This window comes from Rhodovulum sp. PH10, from assembly GCF_000293785.1.
Taxonomy (GTDB): domain Bacteria; phylum Pseudomonadota; class Alphaproteobacteria; order Rhizobiales; family Xanthobacteraceae; genus Rhodoplanes.
The window spans coordinates 24,204-38,448 of the sequence record NZ_AKZI01000079.1 but is presented as its reverse complement, the minus strand read 5'-3'; the positions used below and the strand labels follow the sequence as shown (position 1 = coordinate 38,448).

Genomic DNA, 14,245 nt, shown 5'->3' with positions numbered 1-14,245 from the left:
CGCCTCGCCGAGAGTCATTGCGCCGCAGAAAAAGCGGTCTAAACAGGCCGACACCTCGAGGGCAGCGGACATGGTCGTCTCGTCGGACGAGCGGGCAAGGCGCGGATGGGCCGCGCGGTTCGGCGCACGGCTGCGCCGGCTGCGGCTGGTCGTGCCGGTCGCGGCCGGCGTGTTTCTGGCGATCGCCGCGAGCGGCGAGATGCGGACCGGGCCGGCGGCCGCCGGTTTTGCCCTGATCGCCGCCGCCGGCGTGATCGACCAGCGCCGTGCCGCCGCCGATCGCGCCGCGCTGCGCGCCCGCCGCGAGCGCGGCGGCGAGGCCGACGACTTCGTGATCGACGCGGTGATCGCCGGGCTGCCCGATCCGGCGGTGGCGCTGGAGCCCGGCGGGCTGGTGCGCGCCTTCAACCGGCTGGCGCTGGAGGTCGCGCCGGCGCTGGCGCCGGCCCGGCCGCTGTCGTTCGCGCTGCGCAATCCGGCGGTGCTGGAGGCTGTGCGTCGGGCGGTCGACAGTGACGGCCCGCAGCGGGCGGAGGTGTTTCAGCGGGTGCCGGCGGAGCGCTGGTGGGAGGCGACGATCGCCCCGGTGACGCTGCCGGACGGTCCCGGCCGCACCGGCGAGCGCCTTCTGCTGCTGACCTTCCACGACCTCACGCCGCTGCGTCACGTCGAGCAGATGCGGGCCGACTTCGTCGCCAATGCGAGCCACGAGCTGCGCACCCCGCTCGCCTCGCTGTCGGGCTTCATCGACACGCTGCAGGGCCCGGCCAGGGCCGACACCGCAGCGCGCGAAAAATTTCTCGGGATCATGAAGGCGCAGGCGGCGCGCATGGCCCGCCTGATCGACGACCTGCTGTCGCTGTCGCGGATCGAGCTGAAGGTGCATGTGCGGCCGGAGACGCCGGTCGATCTCGTTCTGGTGCTGCGTCAGGTGGTCGAGGGCTTGCTGCCGCTCGCGACCGAGCGCGGCGTCGCCATCCGTTTCGTGCCGCCGGAGGGCGCCGCGATCGTGCCGGGCGACCGCGACGAGCTGGTGCGCGCCTTCGAGAATCTGGTCGAGAACGCGCTCAAATACGGCGCCAGCGGCGAGCGGGTCGACATCGCGCTCGCCCGCGAGACCGGCGTGCAGGGCGAGGAGGCGGTGGTGTCGGTGCGCGACTACGGCCCCGGCATCGCGCCGGAGCATCTGCCGCGGCTGACCGAGCGGTTCTATCGCGCCGACGTCGCCGAGAGCCGCGCCCAGGGCGGCACCGGGCTCGGCCTGGCGCTCGTCAAGCACATCCTGCAGCGCCATCGCGGCCGGCTCGGCATCGACAGCGCGCTCGGCGCCGGGGCCACCTTCACGGTCCGCCTGCCGATTGTGACGGAGATTCGAGCCTCACGAGAAAGTGACGTCAAGTCAGAGGCTTGAGGTTTCATCCAACTGTCATGAAGAGTCCTTAGAAGGGGGGCCGTCGGTGCTCTGACGCCGGCGCTGCCGGCCGGTCCCCTGATCGCCCCGGGTCGGCAGTCCATCGATGGGATCCGACGGGGTCCCGGTACGATGATCAGCGACAGGTCGACCGACGCGGCAGGCCCCGCCCTCCGGAACCGGCTCGACCTCGACAGGAGAAAGCCCCGTGAAGCTTCACCACTCCCTCATCGCGGCCGGCGCGCTCGTCGCGGCGTTCGCGGCTCCCGCCTCGGCGGCCGACATCTCCGGTGCCGGCGCCACGTTCCCGTATCCGATCTATGCCAAGTGGGCGGATGCGTACAAGAACGAGACCGGCGTCGGCCTGAACTACCAGTCGATCGGCTCCGGCGGCGGGATCAAGCAGATCCTGGCGAAGACCGTCACGTTCGGTGCCACCGACGCGCCGCTCAAGGGCGAGCAGCTCGACAAGGAAGGCCTCGTCCAGTTCCCGATGGTGATGGGCGGCATCGTGCCGGTCGTCAATCTCGACGGCGTCGCCGCCGGCGACCTCGTGCTGGACGGCAAGACGCTCGCCGACATCTATCTCGGCGAAGTGAAGAAGTGGGACGACGCGGCCATCAAGAAGCTGAACCCGAACGCCAAGCTGCCGAGCACGGCGATCGCCGTCGTGCACCGCTCGGACGGCTCGGGCACCACCTTCAACTTCACCAACTACCTGAACAAGGTCAGCCCGTCCTGGAAGGACAAGGTCGGCTCGGCGACCTCGGTCGAGTGGCCGGTCGGCATCGGTGCCAAGGGCAACGAGGGCGTCGCCAACAACGTCGCCCAGACCAAGGGCTCGATCGGCTACGTCGAGTACGCCTACGCCAAGCAGAACAAGCTGACCCACACCAAGATGGTGAACGCGGCCGGCAAGACCGTCGCCCCGGAGATCGCCTCGTTCCAGGCCGCGGCCGCCAATGCCGATTGGAACTCCGCGCCCGGCTACGGCGTGATCCTGTCGAACCAGCCCGGCGCCGAGTCGTGGCCGATGACCGCCGCCACCTGGATCCTGATGTACAAGCAGCCCACCGATCCGGAGGCCTCGAAGGCCGCGCTCCAGTTCTTCGCCTGGGCCTACGGGCACGACGCGATGGCGCAGGATCTCGACTACATCCCGATGCCGAAGTCGGTCGTCGAGAGCGTCGAGAAGACCTGGAAGAGCGAGATCAAGGGCCCGGACGGCAAGGCCATCTTCGCCTCCGCGCAGTGATCGCCGGTCACCTGCTTCGGGAGAGGGCCCACGGGCCTTCTCCCTTCCCGTGTGTCGTCGTCTCGTCGTATCGTCCGGCGGCCCATCGTCCGCTCGGACGCTCGTCTCAGGGGAGTCCGCGGTGTCCGCTGCCGCGCCGCGCGCCCCGATCAACCCTCCGCGGAGATCACCCGTGGCCGACATCGCGTTGCCAGACACGCCGGCCTTGGTTCAGGAACGGCCGGACCGTACTCGAGTGCTGTCCCGGCTGCGGCTGACCAATGCCTCGTTCCGCACCCTCACTCTCGCCGCCGCCATCCTGGTGCTGGTGATCCTCGGCGGCGTGATCGTCGCGCTGATCGAGGGCTCGCTGCCGGCGCTTCGGCAGTTCGGCTTCTCCTTCGTGGTGACCGAGAGCTGGAACCCGGTCACCGAAAAGTTCGGCGCGCTCGCCCCGATCTACGGCACGCTCGTCACCTCGGCGATCGCCATGCTGATCGCGGTGCCGTTCGGCCTCCTGATCGCCGTCTTCCTCACCGAGCTGTGCCCGATGTGGCTGCGCCGCCCGGTCGGCATCGCGATCGAGCTTTTGGCCGGCATCCCGAGCATCATCTACGGCATCTGGGGGCTGTTCGTGTTCGCGCCGTTCCTGCAGCACACGCTTCAGCCGTTCCTGATCGACCTGTTCGGCCCGATCCCGGTGCTCTCCACGTTGTTCGCCGGCCCGCCCTACGGCATCGGCATCCTCACCGCCGGCCTGATCCTCGCGATCATGGTGCTGCCCTTCATCACCTCGATCTCGCGCGACGTGTTCGAGGCGGTGCCGCCGGTGCTCAAGGAGGCCGCCTACGGCCTCGGCTGCACCACCTGGGAGGTGGTGCGCCACGTGGTGATCCCGTTCGCGCGCGTCGGCGTCACCGGCGGCGTGATGCTCGGCCTCGGCCGCGCGCTCGGCGAGACCATGGCGGTGACCTTCGTGATCGGCAACGCGCACCGCATCTCCGGCTCGCTGCTCGCCCCCGGCACCACCATCTCGGCCTCGATCGCCAACGAGTTCACCGAGGCGCTCGGCGACCTCTACACCTCCTCGCTGGTCGCGCTCGGCCTCATCCTGTTCGTGATCACCTTCATCGTGCTGGCGATCGCGCGCTACATGCTGATGCGGATCGAGCGGCGGATCGGGTGACGACCATGGCGATCAAGAATCCCAACCTCTATCGCAGCCGCCGCGCGGTGAACGCCACCGTGATGGCGATGTCGGTCGGCGCCACCGTGATCGGCCTAGGCTGGCTGGTGCTGGTGCTCGGCGCCCTTCTGTGGAACGGCTTCGGCAGCCTGTCGCTGCAGGTGTTCACCGAGATGACGCCGCCGCCGGGCTCGGCCGGCGGCCTGCTCAACCCGATCGTCGGCAGCCTGATGATGTCGATCGTCGCGATCGCGGTCGGCACCCCGGTCGGCATTCTCGCCGGCACCTACATGGCGGAATACGGCCGCTACTCGTACCTCGCCAGCGTCGTGCGGTTCATCAACGACATCCTCTTGAGCGCCCCGTCGATCGTGATCGGCCTGTTCATCTACGAGGTGGTGGTCCGCCCGCTCGGCCACTTCTCGGGGCTCGCCGGCGCGCTGGCGCTCGCCGTGCTGGTGGTGCCAGTGGTGGTGCGCACCACCGAGGACATGCTGCTGACGGTGCCGAAGGAGCTGCGCGAGGCGGCCACCTCGCTCGGCATGCCGCGCTCGCACGTGATCGCCCACGTCTCCTACCGGGCGGCGCGCGCCGGCATCGTCACCGGCGTCCTGCTGGCGGTCGCCCGCATCTCCGGCGAGACCGCGCCGCTGCTGTTCACCGCGCTCAACAACCAGTTCTTCTCGACCGACATGAACGCGCCGCTGGCGAGTTTGCCGGTCGTGATCTTCCAATTCGCCATGAGCCCGTACGCCGATTGGCAGAAGCTCGCCTGGGCCGGTGCTCTGATCATCACCTTCGCGGTGCTCGCCCTGTCGATCTCGGCGCGCGCCCTCTCGGCAGCGAGGAGAGCACAATGACCTCGATGGACGTCTCGGTCGGCAACGGCGGCACCGGCGCGAACGGCAACGGAGTCCACGGGAACGGCCCCCACTCGGTGCCGACGCCGATCGCCGGCAACCGCGTGCTGGAGGGCGACCTCGACGAGAAGGTCGCGGTGCGCGGCGTCAACTTCTACTACGGGGACAACAAGGCCCTGAAGGACATCACCGTGCCGCTCTACGACCGGCGCGTGACCGCCTTCATCGGCCCGTCGGGCTGCGGCAAGTCGACGCTGCTGCGCATCCTCAATCGCATCTACGACCTCTATCCGAACCAGCGGGCCGAGGGCGAGGTGCTGCTCGACGGCGACAACATCCTGTCGCCCTCGCAGGACATCAACCTCCTGCGCGCGCGGATCGGCATGGTCTTTCAGAAGCCGACCCCGTTCCCGATGTCGATCTACGAGAACATCGCCTTCGGCATCCGCCTCTACGAGCGGCTCTCCAAGTCCGACCTCGACGGCCGGGTCGAGACGGCGCTGCGCCGCGCCGCGCTGTGGAACGAGGTGAAGGACAAGATGCACGCCAACGGCCTCAGCCTGTCGGGCGGCCAGCAGCAGCGCCTGTGCATCGCCCGCACCGTCGCGGTGCGGCCCGACGTCATCCTGCTCGACGAGCCGTGCTCGGCGCTCGACCCGATCTCCACCGCCAAGATCGAGGAGCTGATCGACGAGCTGAAGACCGAGTACACGATCGCGATCGTCACCCACAACATGCAGCAGGCCGCCCGCGTCTCCGACTTCACGGCCTTCATGTATCTCGGCGAGATGGTGGAGTTCGACACCACCAGCAAGATGTTCACGTCCCCGGTGGACAAGCGGACGCAGGACTACATCACGGGACGCTTCGGCTGACCCCCGCCCCGTCGCCGCCTCCCCGGGCGGCGGCGGGCTCGCCCCCGCGACAACCAAGAAGGTGACGTCCATGGTGGACCACACGCACAAGGCTTTCGACACCGACCTGCAGGATCTCGGCCGCATGGTGTCCGAGATGGGCGGGTTGGCCGAGCAGCAGATCTCCGACGCCATCGACGCGCTCGACCGTCGCGACACCGTGGTCGCCCAGCGGGTGATCGCCGGCGATGCCCGCATCGACGCGCTGCAGCGCGAGATCGAGGAGAAGGCGATCCTCACCATCGCCCGCCGCCAGCCGATGGCGGTCGACCTGCGCGAGGTGGTGGGTGCGTTGCGCATCTCCAACGACCTCGAGCGGATCGGCGACCTCGCCAAGAACATCTCCAAGCGGGTGGTGGTGATCGACGCCGAATTCCGCTCGCAGCGCGTCATGCGCGGGGTCGAGCACATGGCCGAGATGGTGCTGCAGCAGATCAAGACCGTGCTCGACGCCTATGCGCGGCGCGACCTGCAGAAGGCGCAGGAGGTCTGGCACGCCGACGAGGAGGTCGATTCCGTCAACAACTCGCTGTTTCGCGAGCTTCTCACCTACATGATGGAAGACCCGCGCAACATCGGCATCTGCATCCATCTCCTGTTCTGTGCCAAGAACATCGAGCGGATGGGCGACCACGCCACCAACATCGCCGAGACGGTCTATTACATGATCGAGGGCCGGCCGCTGGTGGACGAGCGGCCGAAGGGCGACACCACCTCCAGCACCGTGGTTCCGTTCGACGCATGAGCGCGCGCCCGGCGAGGGTGGCACCTCGCCGGCCTGAAGAGGACGAAGGATGGCCGCCAGGATTCTGATCGTCGAGGACGAGGAGCCGCTCACGCTCCTGCTGCGGTACAATCTCGAAGCGGAGGGCTACGCGGTCGATGCGGCCGGTCGTGGCGACGACGCCGATCTCCGCCTCAAGGAGAGCCCCCCCGATCTCGCGATCGTCGACTGGATGCTGCCGGGCTTGTCCGGCATCGAGCTGATCCGGCGGCTGCGCGCCCGCACCGAGACCGCGCAGCTTCCCGTCATCATGCTGACCGCGCGCGGAGAGGAGGGCGAGCGCGTGCGCGGGCTCGCCACCGGCGCCGACGACTACATCGTCAAGCCGTTCTCGGTGCCGGAGCTGCTCGCCCGCATCCGCGCGCTGCTCCGCCGCACCAAGCCGGAGCGGGTCGCCTCGATCCTCACCGCCGGCGACATCGAGCTCAATCGCGAGAAGAAGCGGGTCGCCCGCGCCGGCCGGGACGTGCCGCTCGGCCCGACGGAATTCCGCCTGCTCGAGTTCTTGATGGAGAACGCCGGCCGGGTGTTTTCGCGCGAGCAGCTGCTGGACCGAGTCTGGGGGCGCGACGTCTATATCGACGAGCGCACCGTCGACGTCCATGTCGGCCGGTTGCGCAAGGCGCTCAATCGCGGCCAGCGCTCCGACCCGATCCGCACCGTGCGCGGCGCGGGCTATGCGCTCAACGATCGCTACGCCGGCAGCGAGGGCGTCTGATCCGGCCGGCTGCCGGCCGCCGTCTCCGCGTTGCGGCTCGTGAGGTCGAGGCGCCGGACGGCGACGACGTCGCTGCCGAGATCGCCGATGCGGCGCACCGCCGCGGCGGTCTCCTCGATCGCCACCGCCATGTGATGCGCATTGGCGTGCACGATCGTGCGTTCGTCCCGCACGATCGCGACGTGGCCCTTCCAGAACACCAGGTCGCCGCGCACGAGCCGCGTTGGATCGAAACTCTCCACCGGCGCGCCGAGCGCCGCCTGCATGTCGCTGTCGCGCGGGCAAGCGATGCCGGCGGCGACGAGCGCCGTCTGCACGAGACCCGAGCAGTCGATGCCGAGGCTCGTCTTGCCACCCCACAGATACGGCGTGCCGACGAATTTCTCGGCGACCGCGACGAAATCCGGCTCGGTGCTCTCGACCGGGGCGAGATGTGGCGCGAACACGAACCCGCCATTGGCGAGCAGCGCAAAGCTCGCCTCGATCCGCCGCACCGTGACGGTGCAGCCGAGCGACAGCGCGGCGATCGGCGCGACCTTGATCGACGGGCCGGAGAACAGGAAGGTGCGCAGCGCCGCCACCCGGTGGGTCGGTGCCGGGCCGGGCGGGGCGAGCGCGTTGCTCGGCAGATAGCCGACATAGCCGTCGGCGAGGCTCGCCCACGACCAGCCCTCGTCGCCGTCCTCGAACACGGTGACGCGCTCGCCGAGCAACGCCTCGCTGTCGAGCGGGGCGTCCGGGGTCGGCGCGCGGCGCAGTGGCGCCTGGGCCTCGATCACCTCGCGCGCCGTGCCGTCGACGAAGCGCGCCGCCAAAACCTCGCCTTCGAGGAAGCGCGCGGCGAGATCCGGCCGCGCCGGGGTGAGCCGCGGGTCGCGCGTCATCGGTAGCGCTCGGCGAGCAGCGCGCACAGCGCGCGCGCCGCCTGGCACTCGCCGCCCTCCGGCTTTCCGGGCTTGGTCGCCGGCGTCCAGGCAAAGATGTCGAAATGCACCCAGCTCTTGGCGGCGCTCACGAAGCGTTGGAGAAACAGCGCGCAGACGATCGAGCCGGCGAATCCGCCGGTCGCGACATTGTCGATGTCGGCGACCTTCGACTCGAGCATCGCGTCGTAGGGCGCCCACAGCGGCATCCGCCACAGCGGGTCGTGCTCGGCGGCGGCATGGCGGGCGAGTGCCGCGGCGAGCGCGTCGTCGGCGGTGTAGAAGGGCGGCAGGTCCGGCCCGAGCGCGACCCGCGCCGCACCCGTCAGCGTGCCCATGTCGACCAGGAGATCGGGCACCTCCTCGTCGGCGAGCGTCAGCGCATCGGCGAGCACCAGCCGCCCCTCGGCGTCGGTGTTGCCGATCTCGACGGTGAGCCCCTTGCGCGAGCGATAGACGTCGAGCGGGCGGAAGGCGTTGCCCGATACCGCGTTCTCCACCGCCGGGATCAGCACGCGCAGCCGCACCTTCAGGCCGCGGCTCATGATCATGTGGGCGGCGGCGAGAACATTGGCGGCGCCGCCCATGTCCTTCTTCATCAGCCGCATCGCCGATTCCGGCTTGAGATCGAGCCCGCCGGTGTCGAAGCACACGCCCTTGCCGACCAGGGTCACCTTGGGCGCGTCGGCATCGCCCCAGGTGAGGTCGATCAGCCGCGGCGCGCGAGCCGAGGAGCGGCCGACCGCGTGGATCAGCGGAAAATCGTCGTTCAACAGCGCGTCGCCGACGATGCTGCGGACAGTTGCGCCGTGCTTGGCCGCGAGCGTCCGCGTCGCCTCCTCGAGCTCGAACGGCCCCATCTCGTTCGACGGCGTGTTGACGAGGTCGCGGGCGAGATACGCCGCCTCGATCACGCTGGAGAGGTCGTCGCCGGCGCCGTCCGGCGGCACCAGATGGATCTCGGTGCGGTCGTTGCCGGAGCGGTATCGGGTGAAACGATACGCTCCGAGCGCAAAGGCGAGCGCGGCGAGGCGCGGCTCGGCGAGCGGGCCCTCGAAGCGGTAGGTGCCGGCCGGCAGCAGCGCCGGCAGACGGCCGGGCAAAAAGGGGTCGCGGCCGGGCCGGTCCTGCGGGTCGACGCCGAACAGCACGCCGGCGAGCGCGCCCTCGGCCGAAGGCAGCAACGCATGGCGGCCGGGGCGCGGCTCGAAGCCAGCGGCTTCGGCGAAGGCGACCGCGGCCGGATCGAGCGTCTCGCGCAGGCCGGGCCAGCTCGCGCGGTCCACCAAATGGATCGGAACGGCCTTCGTCTCGCTCGTCGCCAACACCGGATGCATGCTCGCACGTCCTTCTTTCGAGGGCGCCGTGCTAGCACGCCAGTGGAGCGAATTCGACATTCGAGTCCTGGCCGGCCGCACGTTCGTTCTCGAATGCCGAGTTCGAAGCGCCACCGGGACGCGTGATCGCTGGTGGTTTTTCGATTCCGACAGTCGCGATCGGATTCGCGGCAACGGGACGCGAATGTCGTAATCGGACCACGAGACGCCCGACTTGAAGGCGCCGGCCGCCGTACGGCGGTCGGGCCGGGTCCCCGCCGAGTCGGTACGCGGCCAAAATTGCTTAACCGACCATTAGGGTTAACCGTCTATTGCTGGAACCCGGCAGGCGGCCGCTGGGTCGCGTGCTTCGCCTTTCGCCTGCGAGGTCTTGCCGTGACGCCGCTTTCGCACCCTGCCGTTCCGTCTCGCGAGTTCCACTGCATTCGCGCGCAGCGGGGGCGGCCGCGCGGTGCTCGCCTCCTGGTCGGTGTCGCCGCCGCCGTGCTGCTCGCCGCGACCGCGGGCGGCTGCACCACCGTCGGCCATCGCAATTCGGGCGGCGGCCTGCTGTCGAACTGGAGCGCGAGCGCGAGCTCCAGCGCGCCGCGCTCGGAGGCGGAGTGGCGGCGCGAGGCGGACATGCTCGGCCAGCGCTATCGGAACTCGCCCGACGATCGCGAGACCGCGGTCGCCTATGCCAAGGCGCTCGGCGCCACCGGCCAGCGGGCGCAGGCGGTGTCGGTGCTGGAGCAGACCTCGCTGCGCCACCCGACCGACAAGACGGTGCTCGGCGCCTATGGCCGCGCGCTCGCCGATGCCGGCCGCTACGACCAGGCGCTGTCGGTGCTCGGCCGCGCCCACACGCCGGACCGCCCCGACTGGCGGATTCTCTCGGCCCAGGGCGCCGTGCTCGACCAGCTCGGCCGCCACGAGGAGGCGCAGCGCTATTATGCGAGCGCGCTGAAGATCGTGCCCGGCGAGCCGACGGTGCTGTCCAATCTCGGCCTGTCCTACGCGCTCGCCAAGGATCTTCCGCGCGCCGAGGAGACCTTGCGGCAGGCGGTGGCGCGGCGCAGCGACGACCCGCGGGTGCGCCAGAACCTCGCACTGGTGGTCGGCCTGCGCGGAAACTTCGCCGACGCCGAGGCGATCGCCCGCGCCGACCTGCCGGCCGACGAGGCGGCGGCGAACGTCGCCTATCTGCGGGCGATGATCGCCAAGGGCGACTGGAAGGGCATGGGCCAGCCGCCGAAGATCGCCGCCCGCGGCCAGTCCTGATTCTTTTTCTCCCCGGCCTTCGTGCGTTCGGCAGAGCGACGGGCGAAGCCCGTCGCGGCCGCGAGCCCGCGATCACTGCAGCGCCATCACCTGGATGGCGGCGGGGCCGAGAATCACGATGAACAGCACCGGCAGGAAAAAGACGATCATCGGCACCGTGAGCTTGGGCGGCAGCGCGGCGGCCTTCTTCTCGGCGGCGGCCATGCGCATGTCGCGGTTCTCCTGCGCCATCACTCGTAGCGCGTTCGCCATCGGCGTGCCGTAGCGCTCCGACTGCTGGAGTGCGATGCACACCGACTTGACGCCCTCGAGCCCGGTGCGCTTGGCGAGGTTCTCGTACGCCTGCCGTCGGTCGGGCAAATAGGACAGCTCGGCGGTGGTCAGCGTCAGCTCCTCGGCGAGCGGGATCGACTGGGTGCCGACCTCCTGGCTCACCTTGCGCAGCGCCGCCTCGATCGACATGCCGGATTCGACGCAGATCAGCAGAAGGTCGAGCGCGTCGGGAAACGCCCGGCGGATCGACATCTGCCGCTTCTGGATCTGGTTCCTGATCAGGATCTGCGGAAGCTGGATGCCGAAATAGGCGGCGCCGATGCAGATGCCGAGCTTCACCGTGGTCGGGTAGGGCAGGTCGAACACCACGAACACGTAGAGCGCGGTGCCGGCGAGCAGCAGGATCGGCGCCACCAGCCGGAAGAACAGGAAGGCGACATAGGGCGCCTGGCCGCGCCAGCCGGCCTGGGTCAGGAGCTCGCGCGCCTCCTCCTTGCCGAGCCACTTGTCGAGATTGAACCGCTCGACCACCCGCTGCATGTACTGCTTCGGCGTGGAGCGCAGCCGCACCCGCTCGCCGCGCGCCAGCCGCTCGCGCTCGCGCTGGCGGATCTTTTCCCGCTCGATCGCCACCGCGTTCATCCGCTTGGAGAGCGTGTCGGCGGTCAGCAACGGCATCGCCAGCGTCAGCACCGAGGCGGCGACCGCGATGCCGGCGAGCAGCATCATCAGAAGCCTGGTGTCGTGAATGAAGCCGATCAGGACGTCCACGGCCGCGCCTTTCAGAAATCGAAGGAGATCATCTTCTTCATCACCAGCACGCCGGCGAGCATCCACACGGCGGAGCAGGCGAGAAGCACGTGGCCGAACTGGTCGGTCCACAGGAGCGAGATGTATTTCGGGCTGGTGAAATAGACGGTGAGCATGACGATCGGCGGCAGCGAGCCGATGATGCCGGCGGAGGCCTTGGCCTCCGACGACATCGCCTTGATCTTCTCCTTCATCTTCTTGCGGTCGCGCAGCACCCGAGACAGGTTGCCGAGCGCCTCCGCGAGATTGCCGCCCGACTGCTGCTGGATGGCGATGACGATGCCGAAGAAGTTCGCCTCGGGCAGCGGGATGCGCTCGTAGAGCCGGCCGCACGCCTCGCCGAGCGGCATGCCGATCGTCTGGGTCTCGACGATCGCGCGGAACTCGCTCTTGATCGGCTCCTCGGCGTCGGCGACGATCACCTTCATCGAGTCGAACAGCGGCAGGCCGGCCTTGATGCCGCGCACGATCACGTCGACCGCATCCGGCAGATGCTCGAGGAACCGCGCCTCGCGCCGCTTGCGCAGATAGTTCAGCGTCCAGCGCGGCAGGCCGGTGCCGGCGGCGAAGCCGAGCGCGGCGGCGGGCAGGAGACCGGCACCGGCGACCAGCGCCAGTGCGAAGCCGAGCAGCCCGAGCATGCCGCTGACGACGAAGAACTTGCGCTTCGACCAGTCGAGCCCGGCCCGGGCGATGCGCAGCGCCAGCGTCGGCTTGTTGAGCGCCCGGCCGCGCGCCTCGATCTCCTTCAGCGTCTGCTCGATCTGCTCGCGGCGCGAGTGCACCGCGGCGCGGCCGCCGGTCGCGCGGCGCACCGGCTCGGGTCGCGCGATGCCGCCGATGCGCTCCTCCGCCCGGTCGTCCGCCAGCAGCGGATAGAGCAGCACCCAGGCGATGCCGCCGACCGAGACGGTGACCAGAAACACCAGCGCGATCGTCTGAAGGTCCATCATACGCAACACTCCCGCCGAAGCCCGGCCGCGCGGGAGAGTGCGCGCCGGCCCGGCCCGATCGTCAGACCTCGTCGCCCGCGTTGGCGGCGTCGAGCGCAGTGGCGAGCCGCTGCTCCTCGCCGAAATAGCGGGCGCGCTCCCAGAATTTCGGACGGCCGATGCCGGTCGAGCGGTGCCGCCCGAGCAGGCGGCCGTTGGCGTCCTCGCCGAGCAGATCGTAGACGAACAGATCTTGGGTGATGATCACGTCGCCTTCCAGGCCCAGCACCTCGGTGATGTGGGTGATCTTGCGCGAGCCGTCGCGCAGGCGCGCCGACTGGATCACCACGTCGACCGAGGCGCACACCATCTCGCGGATGGTGCGCGACGGCAGCGAGAATCCGCCCATGGTGATCATCGATTCGAGACGCGACAGCGCCTCGCGCGGATTGTTGGCGTGCAGCGTGCCCATCGAGCCGTCGTGGCCGGTGTTCATCGCCTGCAGGAGGTCGAACGCCTCCGGTCCGCGCACCTCGCCGACGATGATCCGTTCGGGGCGCATGCGCAGGCAGTTGCGCACGAGGTCGCGCATCGTCACCTGGCCTTCGCCCTCGAGGTTCGGCGGGCGGGTCTCCAGCCGGACGACGTGCGGCTGCTGGAGCTGCAGCTCGGCGGCGTCCTCGCAGGTGATGACGCGCTCCTCCTCGTCGATGTAGCGGGTCAGGCAGTTGAGCAGCGTCGTCTTGCCCGAGCCGGTGCCGCCCGACACGATGGTGTTGACGCGGCAGCGGCCGATGATCTTCAGAATCTCGGCGCCTTCGGCCGTGATGGTGCCGAAGCGGACCAGCTGCTCGAGCGTCAGCTTGTCCTTCTTGAATTTTCGGATGGTGAGTGCCGGTCCGTCGATCGCCAAGGGCGGCACGATCACGTTGACGCGCGAGCCGTCCGGCAGGCGCGCGTCGCAGATCGGCGAGGCCTCGTCGACCCGGCGGCCGACCTGGCTGACGATCCGCTGGCAGATGTTGAGGAGCTGCTGATTGTCGCGGAAGCGGATGCCGGTCTTCTGGATCTTGCCGGCGACCTCGATATAGACGGTGCCGGAGCCGTTCACCATCACGTCGGCGATGTCGTCGCGGGCGAGCAGGGGCTCCAGCGGGCCGTAGCCGAGCACATCGTTGCAGATGTCGTCGAGCAGCTCCTCCTGCTCGGCGATCGACATCACGATGTTCTTGATCGCGATGATCTCGTTGACGATGTCGCGGATCTCCTCGCGCGCCGACTCGGCGTCGAGGCGGGCGAGCTGGGCGAGGTCGATCGCCTCGATCAGCGCGCCGAAGATGGTGCTCTTGGTCTCGTAATAGGAGTCGGAGCGGCGCGAGTCGACCGCGGTCGGGATGCGCGGCGGCGCCGGCTCGTCGTCGAGCGTCGGCACCCGTCCGCCGACCGTGCGCGGCGGCGGCACCATCGGCGCGGCGAGGCCGTGCGAGGGAAACGGCGCCTGTCCGGCGCCGGGCTCGGGCGGCGGCGGCGCGACCGGCGCGGGCGTGAGCCGCGGCGGCTCGCGCGCTTCCAGGGGCGGACCGGACCGTCTTCCGAACACCGT

At 69.6% G+C, this 14,245-nt stretch carries 13 protein-coding genes; 8 read left to right on the top strand and 5 right to left on the bottom strand.

What is annotated here, in order from left to right:
* Nucleotides 1-70: 70 nt before the first annotated feature.
* From A33M_RS13310 to phoB, 7 genes are all read left to right on the top strand, one after another.
* Nucleotides 71-1,411 carry an ATP-binding protein gene (locus A33M_RS13310; protein ID WP_008387903.1) on the top strand — a complete coding sequence of 447 codons (1,341 nt, stop codon included), beginning with the start codon at nt 71-73 and terminating at the stop codon, nt 1,409-1,411.
* 208 nt (nt 1,412-1,619) lie between these two features.
* Nucleotides 1,620-2,666: a phosphate ABC transporter substrate-binding protein PstS gene (gene pstS, locus A33M_RS13305; RefSeq protein WP_008387901.1), complete on the top strand. Its 1,047-nt coding sequence runs from the start codon at nt 1,620-1,622 to the stop codon at nt 2,664-2,666.
* A 235-nt stretch (nt 2,667-2,901) separates the two neighbouring features.
* On the top strand, nt 2,902-3,831 hold the full coding sequence (gene pstC / locus A33M_RS13300) for a phosphate ABC transporter permease subunit PstC (RefSeq protein ID WP_202801884.1): 930 nt from the start codon (nt 2,902-2,904) through the stop codon (nt 3,829-3,831).
* A gap of 5 nt (nt 3,832-3,836) precedes the next feature.
* Nucleotides 3,837-4,691 carry a phosphate ABC transporter permease PstA gene (gene pstA, locus A33M_RS13295; RefSeq protein WP_040620571.1) on the top strand — a complete coding sequence of 285 codons (855 nt, stop codon included), beginning with the start codon at nt 3,837-3,839 and terminating at the stop codon, nt 4,689-4,691.
* On the top strand, nt 4,688-5,566 hold the full coding sequence (gene pstB / locus A33M_RS13290) for a phosphate ABC transporter ATP-binding protein PstB (RefSeq protein WP_008387896.1): 879 nt from the start codon (nt 4,688-4,690) through the stop codon (nt 5,564-5,566). The genes pstA and pstB overlap by 4 nt, the downstream gene beginning before the upstream one ends.
* 70 nt (nt 5,567-5,636) lie before the next feature.
* Complete coding sequence (gene phoU / locus A33M_RS13285) at nt 5,637-6,350, top strand: phosphate signaling complex protein PhoU (protein ID WP_008387893.1); 714 nt, start codon at nt 5,637-5,639, stop codon at nt 6,348-6,350.
* Nucleotides 6,351-6,399: 49 nt separating this feature from the next.
* Entirely contained in the window at nt 6,400-7,107 is a 708-nt protein-coding gene (gene phoB / locus A33M_RS13280; RefSeq protein ID WP_008387892.1) for a phosphate regulon transcriptional regulator PhoB, read from the top strand.
* Here phoB and A33M_RS13275 read toward each other — a convergent pair.
* Nucleotides 7,083-7,991: a C40 family peptidase gene (locus A33M_RS13275; RefSeq protein WP_008387889.1), complete on the bottom strand. Its 909-nt coding sequence runs from the start codon at nt 7,989-7,991 to the stop codon at nt 7,083-7,085. The genes phoB and A33M_RS13275 overlap by 25 nt on opposite strands.
* Nucleotides 7,988-9,367: a leucyl aminopeptidase family protein gene (locus A33M_RS13270; protein ID WP_040620542.1), complete on the bottom strand. Its 1,380-nt coding sequence runs from the start codon at nt 9,365-9,367 to the stop codon at nt 7,988-7,990. Before A33M_RS13270 ends, A33M_RS13275 begins: the two co-directional genes overlap by 4 nt.
* 375 nt (nt 9,368-9,742) lie before the next feature.
* On the opposite strand from A33M_RS13270, the gene A33M_RS13265 reads away from it, so the two are divergent.
* Nucleotides 9,743-10,627, top strand: coding sequence for a tetratricopeptide repeat protein (locus tag A33M_RS13265; protein WP_008387884.1), 885 nt, complete (start codon nt 9,743-9,745; stop codon nt 10,625-10,627).
* 72 nt (nt 10,628-10,699) lie between these two features.
* Here the strand turns inward: A33M_RS13265 and A33M_RS13260 are convergent, their stop codons facing one another.
* The 3 genes from A33M_RS13260 to A33M_RS13250 all read right to left on the bottom strand — a co-directional run bounded on the left by A33M_RS13260 (nt 10,700) and on the right by A33M_RS13250 (nt 14,242).
* Complete coding sequence (locus tag A33M_RS13260) at nt 10,700-11,671, bottom strand: type II secretion system F family protein (protein ID WP_008387882.1); 972 nt, start codon at nt 11,669-11,671, stop codon at nt 10,700-10,702.
* An 11-nt stretch (nt 11,672-11,682) separates the two neighbouring features.
* Nucleotides 11,683-12,663, bottom strand: a complete 981-nt coding sequence (locus tag A33M_RS13255) for a type II secretion system F family protein (protein WP_008387880.1) — start codon at nt 12,661-12,663, stop codon at nt 11,683-11,685.
* A 61-nt stretch (nt 12,664-12,724) separates the two neighbouring features.
* The gene (locus A33M_RS13250) at nt 12,725-14,242 is read right to left on the bottom strand and encodes a CpaF family protein (protein ID WP_008387879.1); all 1,518 of its coding nucleotides are present in this window, start codon (nt 14,240-14,242) and stop codon (nt 12,725-12,727) included.
* Nucleotides 14,243-14,245 lie beyond the last annotated feature (3 nt).

Excerpts from the sequence above, each read along its gene's own strand:
- A33M_RS13310 (WP_008387903.1), top strand. The coding sequence starts at position 71 with ATGGTCGTCTCGTCGGACGAGCGGGCAAGGCGCGGATGGGCCGCGCGG.
- pstA (WP_040620571.1), top strand. The coding sequence starts at position 3,837 with ATGGCGATCAAGAATCCCAACCTCTATCGCAGCCGCCGCGCGGTGAAC.
- pstB (WP_008387896.1), top strand. The coding sequence starts at position 4,688 with ATGACCTCGATGGACGTCTCGGTCGGCAACGGCGGCACCGGCGCGAAC.
- phoU (WP_008387893.1), top strand. The coding sequence starts at position 5,637 with ATGGTGGACCACACGCACAAGGCTTTCGACACCGACCTGCAGGATCTC.
- phoB (WP_008387892.1), top strand. The coding sequence starts at position 6,400 with ATGGCCGCCAGGATTCTGATCGTCGAGGACGAGGAGCCGCTCACGCTC.
- A33M_RS13275 (WP_008387889.1), bottom strand. The coding sequence starts at position 7,991 with ATGACGCGCGACCCGCGGCTCACCCCGGCGCGGCCGGATCTCGCCGCG.
- A33M_RS13270 (WP_040620542.1), bottom strand. The coding sequence starts at position 9,367 with ATGCATCCGGTGTTGGCGACGAGCGAGACGAAGGCCGTTCCGATCCAT.
- A33M_RS13255 (WP_008387880.1), bottom strand. The coding sequence starts at position 12,663 with ATGATGGACCTTCAGACGATCGCGCTGGTGTTTCTGGTCACCGTCTCG.